The 13,740-nt window shown below is 53.4% G+C and carries 12 protein-coding genes; 4 read left to right on the top strand and 8 right to left on the bottom strand.

Annotation, left to right across the window (positions count from 1 at the left end; all coding sequences use genetic code 11):
* Positions 1-26: 26 nt before the first annotated feature.
* The 3 genes from kdgA to zwf form a co-directional block, all read right to left on the bottom strand.
* Positions 27-668, bottom strand: a complete 642-nt coding sequence (gene kdgA / locus ACKI5T_RS20955; protein WP_407439942.1) for a bifunctional 4-hydroxy-2-oxoglutarate aldolase/2-dehydro-3-deoxy-phosphogluconate aldolase — start codon at positions 666-668, stop codon at positions 27-29.
* A gap of 39 nt (positions 669-707) precedes the next feature.
* The gene (gene edd / locus ACKI5T_RS20960; RefSeq protein ID WP_407439943.1) at positions 708-2,519 is read right to left on the bottom strand and encodes a phosphogluconate dehydratase; all 1,812 of its coding nucleotides are present in this window, start codon (positions 2,517-2,519) and stop codon (positions 708-710) included.
* A 233-nt stretch (positions 2,520-2,752) separates the two neighbouring features.
* Positions 2,753-4,228 (bottom strand): glucose-6-phosphate dehydrogenase, encoded by a 1,476-nt coding sequence (gene zwf / locus ACKI5T_RS20965; RefSeq protein ID WP_407439945.1) that lies wholly within the window; start codon positions 4,226-4,228, stop codon positions 2,753-2,755.
* A 358-nt stretch (positions 4,229-4,586) separates the two neighbouring features.
* Between zwf and ACKI5T_RS20970 the strand changes: the two genes are divergently transcribed.
* Both ACKI5T_RS20970 and pyk read left to right on the top strand, forming a co-directional pair.
* Positions 4,587-5,456 (top strand): MurR/RpiR family transcriptional regulator, encoded by an 870-nt coding sequence (locus tag ACKI5T_RS20970; protein ID WP_235133515.1) that lies wholly within the window; start codon positions 4,587-4,589, stop codon positions 5,454-5,456.
* Positions 5,457-5,562: 106 nt separating this feature from the next.
* Positions 5,563-7,005: a pyruvate kinase gene (gene pyk, locus ACKI5T_RS20975; protein ID WP_059179714.1), complete on the top strand. Its 1,443-nt coding sequence runs from the start codon at positions 5,563-5,565 to the stop codon at positions 7,003-7,005.
* Positions 7,006-7,054: 49 nt separating this feature from the next.
* Here pyk and lpxM read toward each other — a convergent pair whose 3' ends face one another.
* The 3 genes from lpxM to znuA all read right to left on the bottom strand — a co-directional run bounded on the left by lpxM (position 7,055) and on the right by znuA (position 10,425).
* Positions 7,055-8,026, bottom strand: coding sequence for a lauroyl-Kdo(2)-lipid IV(A) myristoyltransferase (lpxM, locus tag ACKI5T_RS20980; RefSeq protein ID WP_407439947.1), 972 nt, complete (start codon positions 8,024-8,026; stop codon positions 7,055-7,057).
* 119 nt (positions 8,027-8,145) lie between these two features.
* Complete coding sequence (mepM, locus tag ACKI5T_RS20985; RefSeq protein WP_015959427.1) at positions 8,146-9,465, bottom strand: murein DD-endopeptidase MepM; 1,320 nt, start codon at positions 9,463-9,465, stop codon at positions 8,146-8,148.
* A gap of 15 nt (positions 9,466-9,480) precedes the next feature.
* Entirely contained in the window at positions 9,481-10,425 is a 945-nt protein-coding gene (znuA, locus tag ACKI5T_RS20990) for a zinc ABC transporter substrate-binding protein ZnuA (protein WP_407439949.1), read from the bottom strand.
* Positions 10,426-10,502: 77 nt separating this feature from the next.
* Here znuA and znuC point away from each other — a divergent pair, with 77 nt between their 5' ends.
* Positions 10,503-11,258 (top strand): zinc ABC transporter ATP-binding protein ZnuC, encoded by a 756-nt coding sequence (znuC, locus tag ACKI5T_RS20995; protein ID WP_407439951.1) that lies wholly within the window; start codon positions 10,503-10,505, stop codon positions 11,256-11,258.
* Complete coding sequence (gene znuB, locus ACKI5T_RS21000; protein ID WP_407439953.1) at positions 11,255-12,040, top strand: zinc ABC transporter permease subunit ZnuB; 786 nt, start codon at positions 11,255-11,257, stop codon at positions 12,038-12,040. The genes znuC and znuB overlap by 4 nt, the downstream gene beginning before the upstream one ends.
* Before the next feature lie 38 nt (positions 12,041-12,078).
* On the opposite strand, the gene ruvB is transcribed toward znuB, so the two are convergent.
* Together ruvB and ruvA are read right to left on the bottom strand one after the other, a co-directional pair.
* Positions 12,079-13,089 carry a Holliday junction branch migration DNA helicase RuvB gene (gene ruvB / locus ACKI5T_RS21005; RefSeq protein ID WP_407439955.1) on the bottom strand — a complete coding sequence of 337 codons (1,011 nt, stop codon included), beginning with the start codon at positions 13,087-13,089 and terminating at the stop codon, positions 12,079-12,081.
* A gap of 8 nt (positions 13,090-13,097) precedes the next feature.
* A complete protein-coding gene (gene ruvA, locus ACKI5T_RS21010) occupies positions 13,098-13,709 on the bottom strand; it encodes a Holliday junction branch migration protein RuvA (RefSeq protein ID WP_133630016.1) in 612 nt (203 codons plus the stop codon).
* Positions 13,710-13,740: the final 31 nt, after the last annotated feature.

Genomic DNA, 13,740 nt, shown 5'->3' on the forward strand with positions numbered 1-13,740 from the left:
GGCCGTTTGGCCCGTTTTTGATGGTCTTACTGTTTCGCGCCTTCGACTGCTTCGCGCGCCAGTTTGGTGATGCGATCCCAGTCGCCCGCTTCCAGCGCATCCGCCGGAACCAACCAGGAACCACCGATACACAGCACGCTTTTCAGCGCCAGGTAGTCGCGGTAGTTTGCCGGGGAGATACCGCCAGTTGGGCAGAAACGCACCTGAGAGAACGGGCCTGCAATCGCTTGCAGCGCTTTAGTGCCGCCGTTCGCTTCAGCCGGGAAGAATTTAAACTCTTTCAGACCGTAGTCCATACCCAGCATCAGTTCGGAAACCGTGCTGATCCCTGGAATCAACGGGATAGAACCTTCGATTGCCGCTTTCAGCAGTGGCTCAGTCAGGCCAGGGCTGATGGCAAACTGTGCGCCTGCTTCAGTCACTTCAGCCAATTGCTGCGGATTCAGAACGGTACCAGCACCGATAATGGCATCAGGTACTTCTTTCGCAATGGCACGGATTGCATCCATCGCACATGGCGTACGCAGCGTCACTTCCAGAACACGAACCCCACCTGCAACCAGCGCTTTCGCCATCGGAACAGCGTGCTCCAGTTTATTCACCACGATAACCGGCACTACAGGGCCCGTTGTCAGGATTGCTTCCGCACTTGTTTTCCAGTTTTTCATCAGTGTTTTTCTCTCGCCAGATCGATAATTCTTGTCGTCTTAAAACGTAATACAGGTCGCACCCTGTTCAGCGCCGGAAAGTTTCTCGCGCAGCGCACTGAACATTTCGCGCCCTGTTCCCACACGCGACGCGCTCAGGTCAGGAATATGCGGCTTACGGGCTTCAAGTTCGGCTTCATCCACCAGCAGGGTCAATTCGCCTGTCTGGCCATTGACGCGGATGATGTCGCCATCACGGACTTTCGCCAGCAACCCGCCGTCATAGGCTTCGGGAGTGACGTGAATCGCTGATGGCACTTTACCTGATGCGCCAGAGAGTCGTCCATCGGTGACCAACGCAATTTTGAAACAGCGGTCCAATAATACACCAAGTGGCGGCATAAGTTTATGTAATTCTGGCATGCCATTCGCTTTTGGTCCCTGATGACGCACCACCACCACGCAGTCTTTGTTTAACAGTCCTGCTTCGAAAGCCGGTAATACGTCATGCTGGCTTTCGAAAATAACGGCCGGCGCTTCCACCACCTGGTTTTCAACCGGCACTGCAGAGGTTTTCATGACCGCGCGGCCGAGGTTTCCGCTCAGCACCTTGGTGCCGCCATGACGGGAGAACGGTTTATCAAACGTGGCGATAACGGCTTCATCGAGAGGCTCACGCGCACCGTCGCGCCAGTCCAGTTCACCGTTATTCAGCCATGGCTCCATGGTGTAGCGCTGCAGGCCAAAGCCCGCAACGGTGTTAACGTCTTCGTGTAGCAGACCGCCTTTCAGCAACTCGCGGATCAGAACTGGTACGCCGCCAGCCGCCTGGAAGTGGTTGATGTCTGCCGGGCCGTTCGGGTAGAGGCGTGCCATCAGCGGAACCACATCGGAAAGCTCAGAGAAGTCATCCCAGTTAATCAGAATGCCCGCTGCGCGTGCCATCGCCACCAGGTGCATGGTGTGGTTCGTTGATCCGCCCGTTGCCAGCAACGCGACAATACCGTTCACCACCACTTTTTCGTCAACCATTTTGCCGAGCGGCATCCACTCGTTTCCGTTGCCGGTCAAGCGCGTGACCTGACGCGCTGCCGCTTCAGTCAGCGCCTGGCGCAGCGGGGCATCCGGTTGAATGAACGATGAACCCGGCAACTGCATACCCATAAATTCCACGACCATCTGATTGGTGTTGGCCGTGCCGTAGAAGGTACAGGTGCCCGGTGCGTGATAAGAGGCCGCTTCTGCTTCAAGCAGGGCAATACGATCGGCTTTGCCCTCGGCATAGAGCTGACGAATACGCACCTTTTCTTTGTTCGGCAGGCCGCTCGCCATCGGGCCAGACGGCACGAATATAGCCGGTAAATGGCCGAATGAGAGCGCGGCCATCGCCAGACCTGGGACGATTTTATCGCAGACGCCAAGGTATAATGCGCCGTCAAACATATTGTGGGACAAACCAACCGCGGCTGACATGGCAATGATTTCGCGGCTCAGCAATGACAGCTCCATGCCGTCCTGGCCCTGCGTCACGCCATCGCACATCGCCGGAACGCCGCCTGCGACTTGTCCGACTGCGTTGGCACTGTGCAGCGCTTTACGGATGATTTCTGGATAGTGTTCGTAGGGCTGATGCGCGGACAGCATGTCGTTGTAGGAGGTGATAATCGCAATATTGTTACGCAGCATGCTTTTCAGCGACGCTTTATCCTCTGGCTGACAGGCGGCAAACCCGTGGGCCAGATTACCGCAGGCCAGCTGGGAGCGATGGACGGTGTCGGTTTTGGCCTGCTGGATGCGGGCGAGATAGGCAGAACGTGTCTTTTGCGAGCGTTCGATAATACGCTGCGTTACCCGTAACATTACTGGATTCATAAAGGCTCCTCAAATTTATCTGTCCGTGCTCGTGGTTAACAAGGTGACGCGCAAGTATTAACATGGCTGAAACGCTTGTAGTCAGGAGCCCAGGGGCAAAATCTCTGAGGCCAGTGTAATAAAAAAAGCTCCGCGGGTGAATCCACACGGAGCTTAAATGCTTAAAAATTGTGCCACAATCTGTGTTAGATCATGTTACCGGTAAAATAACCCCTTAGGATTATCAGCCGGTTCTACTCAAACTCGTTCCAGGAGCGGCCATCACGGGTGATCATCGCGACAGATGCAACGGGTCCCCAGGTGCCTGCCTGATACGGTTTTGGCGCATCCTGATCGGCGGCCCACGCTTCCGTGATGGAGTCGACCCATTTCCAGGCTTCTTCAACTTCATCGCGACGCACAAACAGTGCCTGAATACCGCGCATGGTTTCCAGCAGCAGACGCTCATAAGCATCGGCAAGGTGCGTTTCATTGAAGGTTTCGGAGTAGCTCAGATCCAGTTTGGTGGTCTGCAGGTTGTGCTTATGATCCAGACCAGGCACTTTGTTCAGAACCTGAATATCGACACCTTCGTCAGGCTGCAGACGAATGGTCAGTTTGTTCTGCGGCAGTTCTTGCCAGGATTCTTTGAACAAATTCAGCTCTGGATTTTTGAAATACACCACCACTTCGGAACATTTCGTCGGCAGGCGTTTCCCGGTGCGCAGATAGAACGGAACACCCGCCCAGCGCCAGTTATCGATATCCACACGGATAGCGACAAAGGTCTCGGTGTTGCTGGACTTATTCGCGCCCTCTTCTTCCAGATAGCCCGGTACTTTTTTACCCTGCGCAAAGCCCGCGGTGTACTGCCCACGAACGGTCTTCTCACGCACGTTCGAGCGATCGATACGGCGCAGCGACTTGAGAACTTTCACTTTCTCGTCACGAATGTTATCCGCAGACAGGTCAGACGGCGGAGACATCGCAATCATGCACAGGATTTGCAGAAGGTGGTTTTGGATCATGTCGCGCATCTGACCGGCCTGGTCGAAATAGCCCCAACGGCCTTCAATACCCACTTCCTCGGCCACGGTGATTTCAACGTGATCGATAGTGCGGTTATCCCAGTTATTGGCAAACAGGGAGTTAGCAAAACGCAGCGCCAGCAGGTTTAGCACCGTCTCTTTGCCGAGATAGTGGTCGATACGATAGACCTGACACTCTTCGAAATATTCGCCCACCTGATCGTTGATTTCGCGTGAAGTCGCCAGCGAGGTACCCAGCGGTTTTTCCATCACGACGCGCGCAGGTTTTGCGTTCAGCTTCGCTTCGCCCAGACCTTTGCAGATCGCGCCAAACGTGCTAGGCGGCATGGCGAAGTAGTTGATCGTTACGCGGTTTTCCTGGTCAAGCATCTCCCCGAGGCGTCCGAACGCGGTGGTATCGTTGACATCCAGGTTGCAGAAATCAAGACGTTTGCTCAGCGCATCCCATAAACTTTCATCGATTTTCTCTTTCATGAAGGTTTCGAGCGCTTCACGCACCACTTTGGTGTAGGCGTCTTTATCCCAGTCGGCGCGACCCACACCCAGGATGCGAGTTTCCGGGTGGATCTGGCCTGCTTTTTCCAGTTGATACAGGGAAGGCAGCAATTTTCGGCGTGCAAGATCGCCTTTCGCGCCGAAAATGACCAGGTCACATGCCTGGGCTGTTTGCGTTACCGCCATGTCATTCTCCTCAGTTGGATTCCCTGGTGCTTATGCCAGGATATCGTTGTAATTTTATTACAATGCACTGTACTGCTTTTACGTCATTCCCGAAACCATTTGCGCTTATCCTCACGTGCGATAACGCGTTTTTTCGCTGTTTATCCGTTTCAGTGAGGGGAATCACGATGAAACCGTTGAATCTTTGTTCGACCTGATTTTTGCCAAAACTCGACAGCGATCAAGTAATGAAAAAAAACAACAACTTTTAATGTCGTTCATTAGCCCTCGACAAGGCCGGAGGGGTATATTCTTCCTCATTAGAATCACGATTTCTTCTATTAATGAAATCGCTTCCACACGTGAGTGCCTTGTCATAATGAACATGCTGGAAAAAATCCAGTTTCAACTGGAACACCTTAGCAAATCCGAGCGAAAAGTGGCTGAAGTTATTCTCGCCTCCCCTGCACAGGCCATTCATTCAAGCATCGCTACGCTGGCACAAGAATCCGGTGTGAGCGAGCCCACCGTTAACCGCTTTTGCCGCAGTCTGGAGACACGCGGTTTTCCCGATTTTAAACTGCATCTGGCGCAAAGTCTGGCAAACGGCACGCCTTATGTAAATCGCAATGTCGATGAAGATGACAGCGTTGAAGCCTACACCGGTAAAATTTTCGAATCGGCGATGGCAACACTCGATCATGTTCGCCAGTCGCTGGACAGAACGTCAATCAATCGCGCCGTGGATTTGCTCACCCAGGCGAAAAAGATTGCCTTCTTTGGTCTTGGCTCATCCGCCGCGGTCGCGCATGATGCGATGAACAAATTTTTCCGTTTTAACGTGCCGGTGATCTATTCCGATGACATCGTGCTGCAACGCATGAGCTGTATGAATTGCGATGAAGATGATGTGGTCGTGCTAATCTCGCACACGGGGCGGACTAAAAGTCTTGTCGAACTGGCGCAGCTAGCGCGTGAAAACGATGCCATGGTCATCGCAATCACCACCGCTGGCACTCCACTGGCGCGAGAAGCCACCTTAGCCATTACGCTTGACGTACCCGAAGATACGGACGTTTACATGCCCATGGTGTCCAGACTGGCGCAGTTAACCGTCATTGATGTACTGGCAACCGGTTTTACGCTGCGTCGTGGAGCAAAATTCCGAGATAACTTGAAGCGGGTCAAAGAAGCGCTTAAGGAATCGCGTTTTGATAAAGAGTTGCTCATTAAGGGCGATGTACCCTAAATGATGTTATAAGGTTGTTACTTTTTTCGGTATTCGGTAAGTTTCTACACAGCGCCGAATCAATGTTCACGCAACACCAAAGTTGTTTCAGTCAACGGAGTATTACATGTCCAGAAGGCTTCGCAGAACCAAGATCGTTACCACCTTAGGTCCGGCTACCGACCGCGATAATAATCTCGAGAAAATTATTGCCGCAGGCGCCAACGTGGTACGCATGAACTTCTCTCACGGTACACCTGAAGACCACAAATTACGTGCAGACAAAGTCCGTGAGATCGCGGCTAAACTGGGGCGTCACGTGGCTATCCTCGGCGACCTTCAGGGTCCGAAGATCCGCGTGTCGACATTTAAAGAAGGCAAAGTTTTCCTCAATATCGGCGACAAATTCCTCTTAGATGCCAACCTGGGTAAAGGTGAAGGCGATAAAGAGAGAGTCGGCATTGACTATAAAGGTCTGCCCGCTGACGTTGTGCCAGGCGATATCCTGCTGCTTGATGATGGTCGCGTACAGCTGAAAGTGCTGGAAGTTCAGGGCATGAAAGTGTTCACCGAAGTCACCGTGGGTGGCCCGCTGTCGAACAATAAAGGCATTAACAAACTGGGTGGCGGTCTGTCCGCAGAAGCGCTGACCGAGAAAGATAAAGCCGATATCATCACTGCCGCGCAGATCGGCGTCGACTATCTGGCCGTCTCCTTCCCGCGCTGCGGCGAAGATCTGAATTATGCTCGTCGTCTGGCGCGCGATGCCGGCTGCGATGCAAAAATCGTCGCGAAAGTCGAACGCGCAGAAGCCGTTTGCAGCCAGGACGCCATGGATGATGTGATTCTGGCCTCCGACGTGGTGATGGTGGCTCGTGGCGATTTGGGTGTCGAAATTGGCGATCCAGAACTGGTGGGTATCCAGAAAGCGCTTATTCGCCGCGCGCGTCAGCTTAACCGCTCGGTGATCACCGCGACTCAGATGATGGAGTCAATGATTACCAATCCGATGCCAACGCGTGCAGAAGTCATGGACGTGGCAAACGCCGTGCTGGATGGGACGGATGCCGTCATGCTGTCGGCAGAAACCGCAGCGGGTCAATACCCTGCTGAAACCGTTGCTGCTATGGCGCGCGTGTGCCTGGGCGCTGAGAAGATCCCAAGCATTAACGTGTCTAAGCACCGCCTGGATATTCAGTTCGACAATGTGGAAGAAGCGATTTCCATGTCCGCGATGTACGCGGCAAACCATCTGAAAGGCGTAACCGCCATCATTACCATGACGGAATCAGGCCGTACGGCGCTGATGACGTCACGTATCAGCTCAGGTCTGCCTATCTTCGCCATGTCCCGCCATGAGCGCACGCTGAACCTGACGACGCTGTACCGTGGCGTCACGCCAGTGTACTTCGACAGCACCAGTGATGGCGTTGCGGCTGCTAACGATGCCGTTAACTTGCTGCGAGACAAAGGCTATCTGGTGTCTGGCGATATCGTTATCGTGACCCAGGGCGACGTGATGAGCACCATCGGCTCAACGAACACTACGCGTGTCATGACCGTCGAGTAAATGCGTTAGCTGTCGCGCATAAAAAAATCCCCCGTTTCCGGGGGATTTTTTATTTCTTCGGATATAACTCTTTACGCCGGTAAGGCTCTTTTTCGCCCGGCTTACGTGTTTTCAAGAGCTTGAGGATCCAGGTGTACTGTTCTGGATGCGGTCCCACCAGAATTTCGACCTCTTCATTCATGCGACGCGCAATCGTGTGATCATCTGCGGTGAGCAAATCATCCATAGGTGGGCGGACTTCAATGGTCAGTCGATGGGTTTTCCCGTCGTAGATAGGGAACAGCGGTACGACGCGTGCGCCGCACACTTTCATCAAACGGCCTATCGCGGGCAGCGTCGCTTTGTAGGTGGCAAAGAAATCAACGAACTCGCTATGTTCAGGGCCATGATCCTGGTCCGGCAAATAGTAACCCCAATACCCCTGACGAATGGATTTGATAAAGGGTTTAATGCCATCGTTACGCGCATGCAAGCGCCCACCAAAGCGGCGGCGAACGGTGTTCCAGACGTAATCGAAAATCTTATTGCCCTGGTTATGGAACATCGCCGCCATTTTCTGGCCCTGCGATGCCATTAACATGGCGGGAATATCCACCCCCCAGCCGTGCGGCACCAGAAAAATCACTTTCTCATCGTTGCGACGCATCTCGTCGATGATTTCCAGTCCTTTCCAGTCGACCCGATTCATCACTTTTTCAGGCCCACGTAACGCCAGTTCACCCATCATCGCCATCGCCTGCGGTGCGGTCGTGAACATGTCATCGATAATCACTTCGCGTTCGGCATCGCTTTTATCCGGGAAACAGTAGTACAGGTTAATTTGCGCACGGCGACGGGCACTTTTACCGAATCGACCAGCAAGTAAACCCATTTTACCGAGCACAGGGTCACGCACAGCCGCGGGAAGTAAGGCTATGCCTGCAAAGGCATAAACACCAAGCCAGGCACCCCAGTGGCGTGGATGGCGAAACGATTTCTCAAACTCGGGAATATATTCAATATTATTTTTTTGGGTTTCCATGCTGGTTCCAGGGTCTGGTGACGCACAAAATTATAATGAGGTAGTTTAGCGAGGCAGGCTCAAAGGCACAAAAGAAAAAGCCGGCGCATGCTCGCACCGGCTTCCTAGACGCAAGAGCACTAGTCGAAACGCAGTTGCGGCATCACTTCTTTCACCTGCGCCAGGTAGTCGCTGCGATCTTTACCGGTCAGCCCTTCGGTGCGCGGCAATTTAGCCGTCAACGGGTTAACCGCCTGCTGGTTAATCCACACTTCGTAGTGCAGATGTGGCCCCGTTGAGCGCCCGGTGTTGCCTGAAAGCGCAATGCGGTCACCACGTTTCACCTTCTGACCCGGCTGAACCAGCAGTTTACGCAGGTGCATATAGCGGGTGGTATAGGTGCGACCGTGACGAACGGCAACGTAATACCCTGCAGCGCCACTGCGTTTTGCAATCACCACTTCACCATCACCCACAGAGAGTACTGGCGTGCCTTGCGGCATCGCGAAGTCAACACCACGGTGCGGCGCGACGCGCCCGGTTACCGGGTTCAGACGACGTGGATTAAAGTTGGAGGAAATACGGAACTGCTTTGACGTTGGGAAACGCAGGAAGCCTTTCGCCAGCCCGGTCCCGTTACGGTCGTAGAATTTACCGTCTTCTGCGCGAATCGCGTAATAATCTTTACCTTCAGATCGTAAACGCACGCCCATCAGTTGGCTTTGCTCGCGCTTGCCGTCCAGCATTTCGCGGGACATCAAAATAGAAAACTCGTCGCCTTTTTTCAGCTTGCGGAAATCCATCTGCCACTGCATCGCTTTGATGACGGAGCTGATTTCACCGCTGGTTAAACCGGCGTCACGAGCGCTGGCTACAAAACTGCCGCCAACAGTACCTTTCAGCACGTTGTTAACCCAGTCGCCCTGCTGCATTTCGCTGGTCATTTTGAAACCGTTTCCAGCACGATCGTAAGTTCGGGTTTCGCGGCGGGAGACTTCCCAGGTCAGGCGCTGTAAATCACCGTCGTTAGTCAGCGTCCAGGAGAGCTGTTGACCAATTTTCAGGTTACGTAATTCTTTATCTGAGGCAGCAAGCTGGCTGATATCGCCCATCTCAATGCCGTACTGATTCAATACGCTGCTGAGTGTATCACCTGTCGAAACGACGTATTCGTGGATACCCGCTTCATTTGCAGTTTTGTCATCCAGCTCATCCTGAGGGATCGCTTCATCTTCCTGCGGAGCTTGATCGATTGGCTCGCTGGCTTCAGGTAGCAACGAACGGATTTCATTCTTTTCCAGCTCGATGGTTTTGACGATAGGGGCAGAATGCGGGTGGTACACATAGGGCCGCCATACGGCGACCGCTAAGGTGAGAACGGTAAGAGACCCCAGCATGACGCGGTGGGGTCTAGGCAGATTGTTAAATGCCAGGGCGACAGAGCGGGCTATCTGTTGCACGTATTCACTTCCTCGTTAATCTCCTTTCAGGCAGCTTGAATACTGGTTCGCCAATTGGCTGAGAAACTGCGAGTAGCTCGTTTTGCTCAACGTAATATTGGTTCCAAGCGGGTCCAGGGTTCCCATGCGCACGGAAGTTCCCCTGGCCACGGCTTCAACGACCGCTGGCCTGAACTGTGGCTCAGCAAAAACGCATGTCGCTTTTTGCTCAACCAACTGTGTTCTTATTTCATGTAAACGCTGCGCACCAGGCTGGATTTCCGGGTTGACGGTGAAATGCCCCTGCGGGGTCAGACCGTAGTGTTTTTCATAGTAGCCATAAGCATCATGAAAAACGAAATACCCTTTTCCTTTCAATGGTGCGAGCTCGTTACCTACCTGCTTATCGGTTGCGGCTAATTGTGCCTCAAAATCCTTCAGGTTGGCGTCTAGTTTGGCTCGACTTTGCGGCATAAGTTCCACTAATTTATCGTGGATTGCAACCGCTGAGAGCCGCGCTATCTCTGGAGAGAGCCAAAGATGCATGTTGTACTCGCCATGATGGTGATGGTCGTCACCTTTTTCACCTTGGCCGTGGTCGTGCCCTTCGTCATGATCGTCGTCATCTGACCCTTTCATGAGCAGCGGTTTCACACCGGCAAGTTCAGCGATGGTGACCTTTTTCTGCGCAGGTGTCTGGCTCGCGGATTTCTGCATGAACGCTTCCATCTCTGGACCAACCCAGACGACTAAGTCCGCGTTCTGTAAGCGTTTTGCATCAGATGGACGAAGTGAATAGTCATGTTCTGACGCACCGTCAGGCAGCAATACTTGCGTTTCAGTGACGCCATCGGCGATGGCAGAAGCGATGAATCCCAGCGGTTTAAGCGAAGCGACAACGGCGGCGTTAACATCTTGTGCTGTGGAGCCCAAAAGGGCAGCGGATAATGCTGCGAAAAGAAGCGTATTTTTATGTAACATAATGCAACTTATGATCGTAATGAATGAGTTGGATGTGATATTATAACATTCGATGACTTCTGCAAGCTTAAATTGACATGATGAATTTAGTTTCTATCGAAAATATCTCGGTCTCATTCGGTCAGCGCCGCGTCCTTTCTGACGTGTCCCTGGATCTGAAACCGGGCAAAATATTGACGTTGCTCGGCCCCAATGGTGCAGGTAAATCGACGCTGGTTCGCGTGGTTCTTGGTCTGGTAGCACCTGACACGGGTGTGATCAAGCGCGACGAAAAACTGCGAATTGGCTACGTCCCGCAAAAGTTACACCTGGACTCTACCCTGCCGCTGACCGTGAGTCGTTTTCTGCGACTGCGCCCCGGTACGCGTAAAGCCGATATTCTCCCTGCGCTAAAGCGCGTTCAGGCAGGCCATCTGATTGAAGCCCCCTTGCAGAAACTCTCGGGTGGCGAGACGCAGCGCGTATTGCTGGCGCGAGCGTTGCTAAGCCAACCGCAGCTTCTGGTGCTCGATGAACCGACTCAAGGCGTGGATGTTAACGGTCAAGTTGCGCTGTACGACTTAATTGACCAACTCCGTCGCGAGCTGAATTGCGCGGTGCTGATGGTTTCGCACGATCTGCATTTGGTGATGGCAAAAACCGACGAAGTGCTCTGCCTGAATCATCACATCTGTTGTTCGGGTACGCCTGAAGTCGTATCCATGCATCCAGAATTCATTTCGATGTTTGGCTCCCGCGGCGCCGAACAGCTGGGGATTTATCGCCACAACCATAATCATCGCCATGATTTACAGGGACGGATTGTCCTGCGTCGGGGAAATGGACACTCATGATTGAATTGTTATTACCCGGCTGGCTTGCCGGGATTATGCTCGCCTGCGCGGCGGGTCCGCTGGGTTCATTTGTCGTCTGGCGTCGTATGTCCTATTTCGGCGATACGCTGGCACATGCTTCACTGTTAGGCGTGGCATTTGGTTTACTGCTGGATGTGAATCCATTCTTTGCGGTCATTGCCGTCACGTTGATGCTGGCCGCGGGCCTGGTATGGCTCGAAAAACGCCCTCACCTCGCAGTCGATACCCTGTTGGGTATTATGGCGCACAGCGCGTTGTCTCTTGGCCTGGTGGTGGTGAGCCTGATGTCGAACATTCGTGTCGATTTGATGGCTTATCTGTTTGGCGATTTGTTGGCGGTGACACCAGAAGATCTGATCTTTATCGCGATTGGCGTTGTGATTGTGCTGGGGATTTTGCTGTGGCAGTGGCGCAATTTGCTCGCCATGACCGTCAGCGAGGATTTGGCCTTTGTCGATGGCGTTAAGCTTCAGCGCGTGAAGCTGTTGCTGATGCTGGTGACCGCGCTGACAATTGGCGTCGCAATGAAATTTGTCGGCGCACTGATTATCACGTCATTACTGATTATTCCGGCCGCGACGGCACGTCGTTTTGCTCGCACACCTGAGCAAATGGCGGGAGTCGCCGTGGTTATCGGCATGATTGCGGTAACGGGTGGATTAACCTTCTCGGCGTTTTACGATACGCCTGCTGGCCCGTCGGTGGTGCTCTGCGCCGCGCTGATGTTTATCTTCAGTATGATGAAAAAGCCCGCCAGTTGACGTGAATACCCTCTCCCACCGGAGAGGGTAAAAAAAAGTTAAGGCATTTCCGGAGGGGTGATGCCAAAGTGGTTCCACGCACGCACCGTCGCCATACGTCCACGCGGGGTGCGCTGCAAAAAGCCCTGCTGAATCAGATAGGGTTCCAGAACGTCCTCAATCGTTTCGCGCTCTTCACCAATCGCCGCCGCCAGGTTATCCAGCCCGACCGGCCCGCCAAAGAATTTATCCAGAATCGCCAGCAGCAGTTTGCGATCCATGTAATCAAAACCTTCGGCATCAACGTTAAGCATATCCAGCGCCTGAGCCGCGACGTCCAGGGAGATCGTACCGTCGTGTTTCACTTCGGCAAAATCGCGCACACGCCGCAGCAGACGGTTGGCGATACGTGGCGTACCACGAGAGCGCTTCGCCACTTCTAATGCGCCCTCATCGCTGAGTTCCAGGCCCATAAACCGGGCGCTGCGACCCACGATATATTGCAGATCGGGCACCTGATAAAATTCAAGACGCTGCACAATACCGAAACGATCGCGAAGCGGTGAGGTCAAGGAACCTGCCCGCGTCGTCGCGCCGATGAGGGTAAACGGCGGCAGGTCGATTTTAATAGAGCGCGCCGCAGGGCCTTCGCCAATCATGATATCCAGCTGATAGTCTTCCATTGCCGGATACAGCACTTCTTCGACCACTGGCGAGAGGCGGTGGATCTCGTCGATAAACAGAACATCGTGCGGCTCAAGATTGGTGAGCATTGCCGCCAAATCCCCTGCTTTTTCCAGCACCGGGCCTGACGTGGTACGCAAATTAACGCCCATCTCGTTAGCGACAATATTCGCTAACGTGGTTTTCCCCAGCCCTGGCGGGCCAAAAATCAGCAGATGATCGAGCGCTTCACCGCGAAGCTTCGCCGCCTGGATAAAGATTTCCATTTGCGAGCGTACCTGCGGCTGGCCGATGTACTCCTCCAGAAGCTTAGGGCGAATGGCACGATCCACCACATCTTCTGGCTGGTTGCTGGCTGCCGATATCAGGCGGTCTGCTTCAATCATCCTTTACCTCACAATGCAGCGCGTAGCGCTTCACGAATCAGGGTTTCGCTGTTAGCGTCGGGTTTGGCGATTTTACTCACCATACGGCTGGCTTCCTGTGGCTTATAGCCCAATGCAACCAGCGCAGCCACCGCTTCTTGCTCCGCGTCGTCTGACGTTGGGCCGTTCGGAGACGTCAACACCAGATCGGCGGCTGGCGTGAACAGATCGCCATGCAAGCCTTTAAATCGGTCTTTCATTTCGACAATCAGTCGCTCGGCGGTTTTTTTGCCAATGCCCGGCAGTTTAATCAGTGCAGCGGGATCTTCACGCTCAACGGCATTCACAAACTGTTGCGCAGACATGCCGGACAAAATGGCCAGCGCGAGTTTCGGTCCAACGCCGTTGGTTTTAATCAGTTCACGGAACAGCATGCGTTCCTGCTTGTTGTTGAAACCATACAGCAGCTGCGCATCTTCACGCACAACAAATTGGGTGAAGATGATCGCTTCTTTGCCCGCGTCCGGAAGTTCATAGAAACAGGTCATCGGCATATGGACTTCATACCCCACGCCTCCTGTTTCAAGCAGGACTAACGGGGGTTGTTTTTCAAGAATAATGCCTCTGAGTCTGCCAATCACATGACGCTCCTGCGTAAAGGGCTAAAGATTT

The organism is Lelliottia sp. (genome assembly GCF_045627565.1).
In the GTDB taxonomy this organism is placed as follows: domain Bacteria; phylum Pseudomonadota; class Gammaproteobacteria; order Enterobacterales; family Enterobacteriaceae; genus Enterobacter.

Excerpts from the sequence above, each read along its gene's own strand:
- kdgA (WP_407439942.1), bottom strand. The coding sequence starts at position 668 with ATGAAAAACTGGAAAACAAGTGCGGAAGCAATCCTGACAACGGGCCCT.
- edd (WP_407439943.1), bottom strand. The coding sequence starts at position 2,519 with ATGAATCCAGTAATGTTACGGGTAACGCAGCGTATTATCGAACGCTCG.
- zwf (WP_407439945.1), bottom strand. The coding sequence starts at position 4,228 with ATGGCGGTAACGCAAACAGCCCAGGCATGTGACCTGGTCATTTTCGGC.
- ACKI5T_RS20970 (WP_235133515.1), top strand. The coding sequence starts at position 4,587 with ATGAACATGCTGGAAAAAATCCAGTTTCAACTGGAACACCTTAGCAAA.
- pyk (WP_059179714.1), top strand. The coding sequence starts at position 5,563 with ATGTCCAGAAGGCTTCGCAGAACCAAGATCGTTACCACCTTAGGTCCG.
- lpxM (WP_407439947.1), bottom strand. The coding sequence starts at position 8,026 with ATGGAAACCCAAAAAAATAATATTGAATATATTCCCGAGTTTGAGAAA.
- znuA (WP_407439949.1), bottom strand. The coding sequence starts at position 10,425 with ATGTTACATAAAAATACGCTTCTTTTCGCAGCATTATCCGCTGCCCTT.
- znuC (WP_407439951.1), top strand. The coding sequence starts at position 10,503 with ATGATGAATTTAGTTTCTATCGAAAATATCTCGGTCTCATTCGGTCAG.
- znuB (WP_407439953.1), top strand. The coding sequence starts at position 11,255 with ATGATTGAATTGTTATTACCCGGCTGGCTTGCCGGGATTATGCTCGCC.
- ruvB (WP_407439955.1), bottom strand. The coding sequence starts at position 13,089 with ATGATTGAAGCAGACCGCCTGATATCGGCAGCCAGCAACCAGCCAGAA.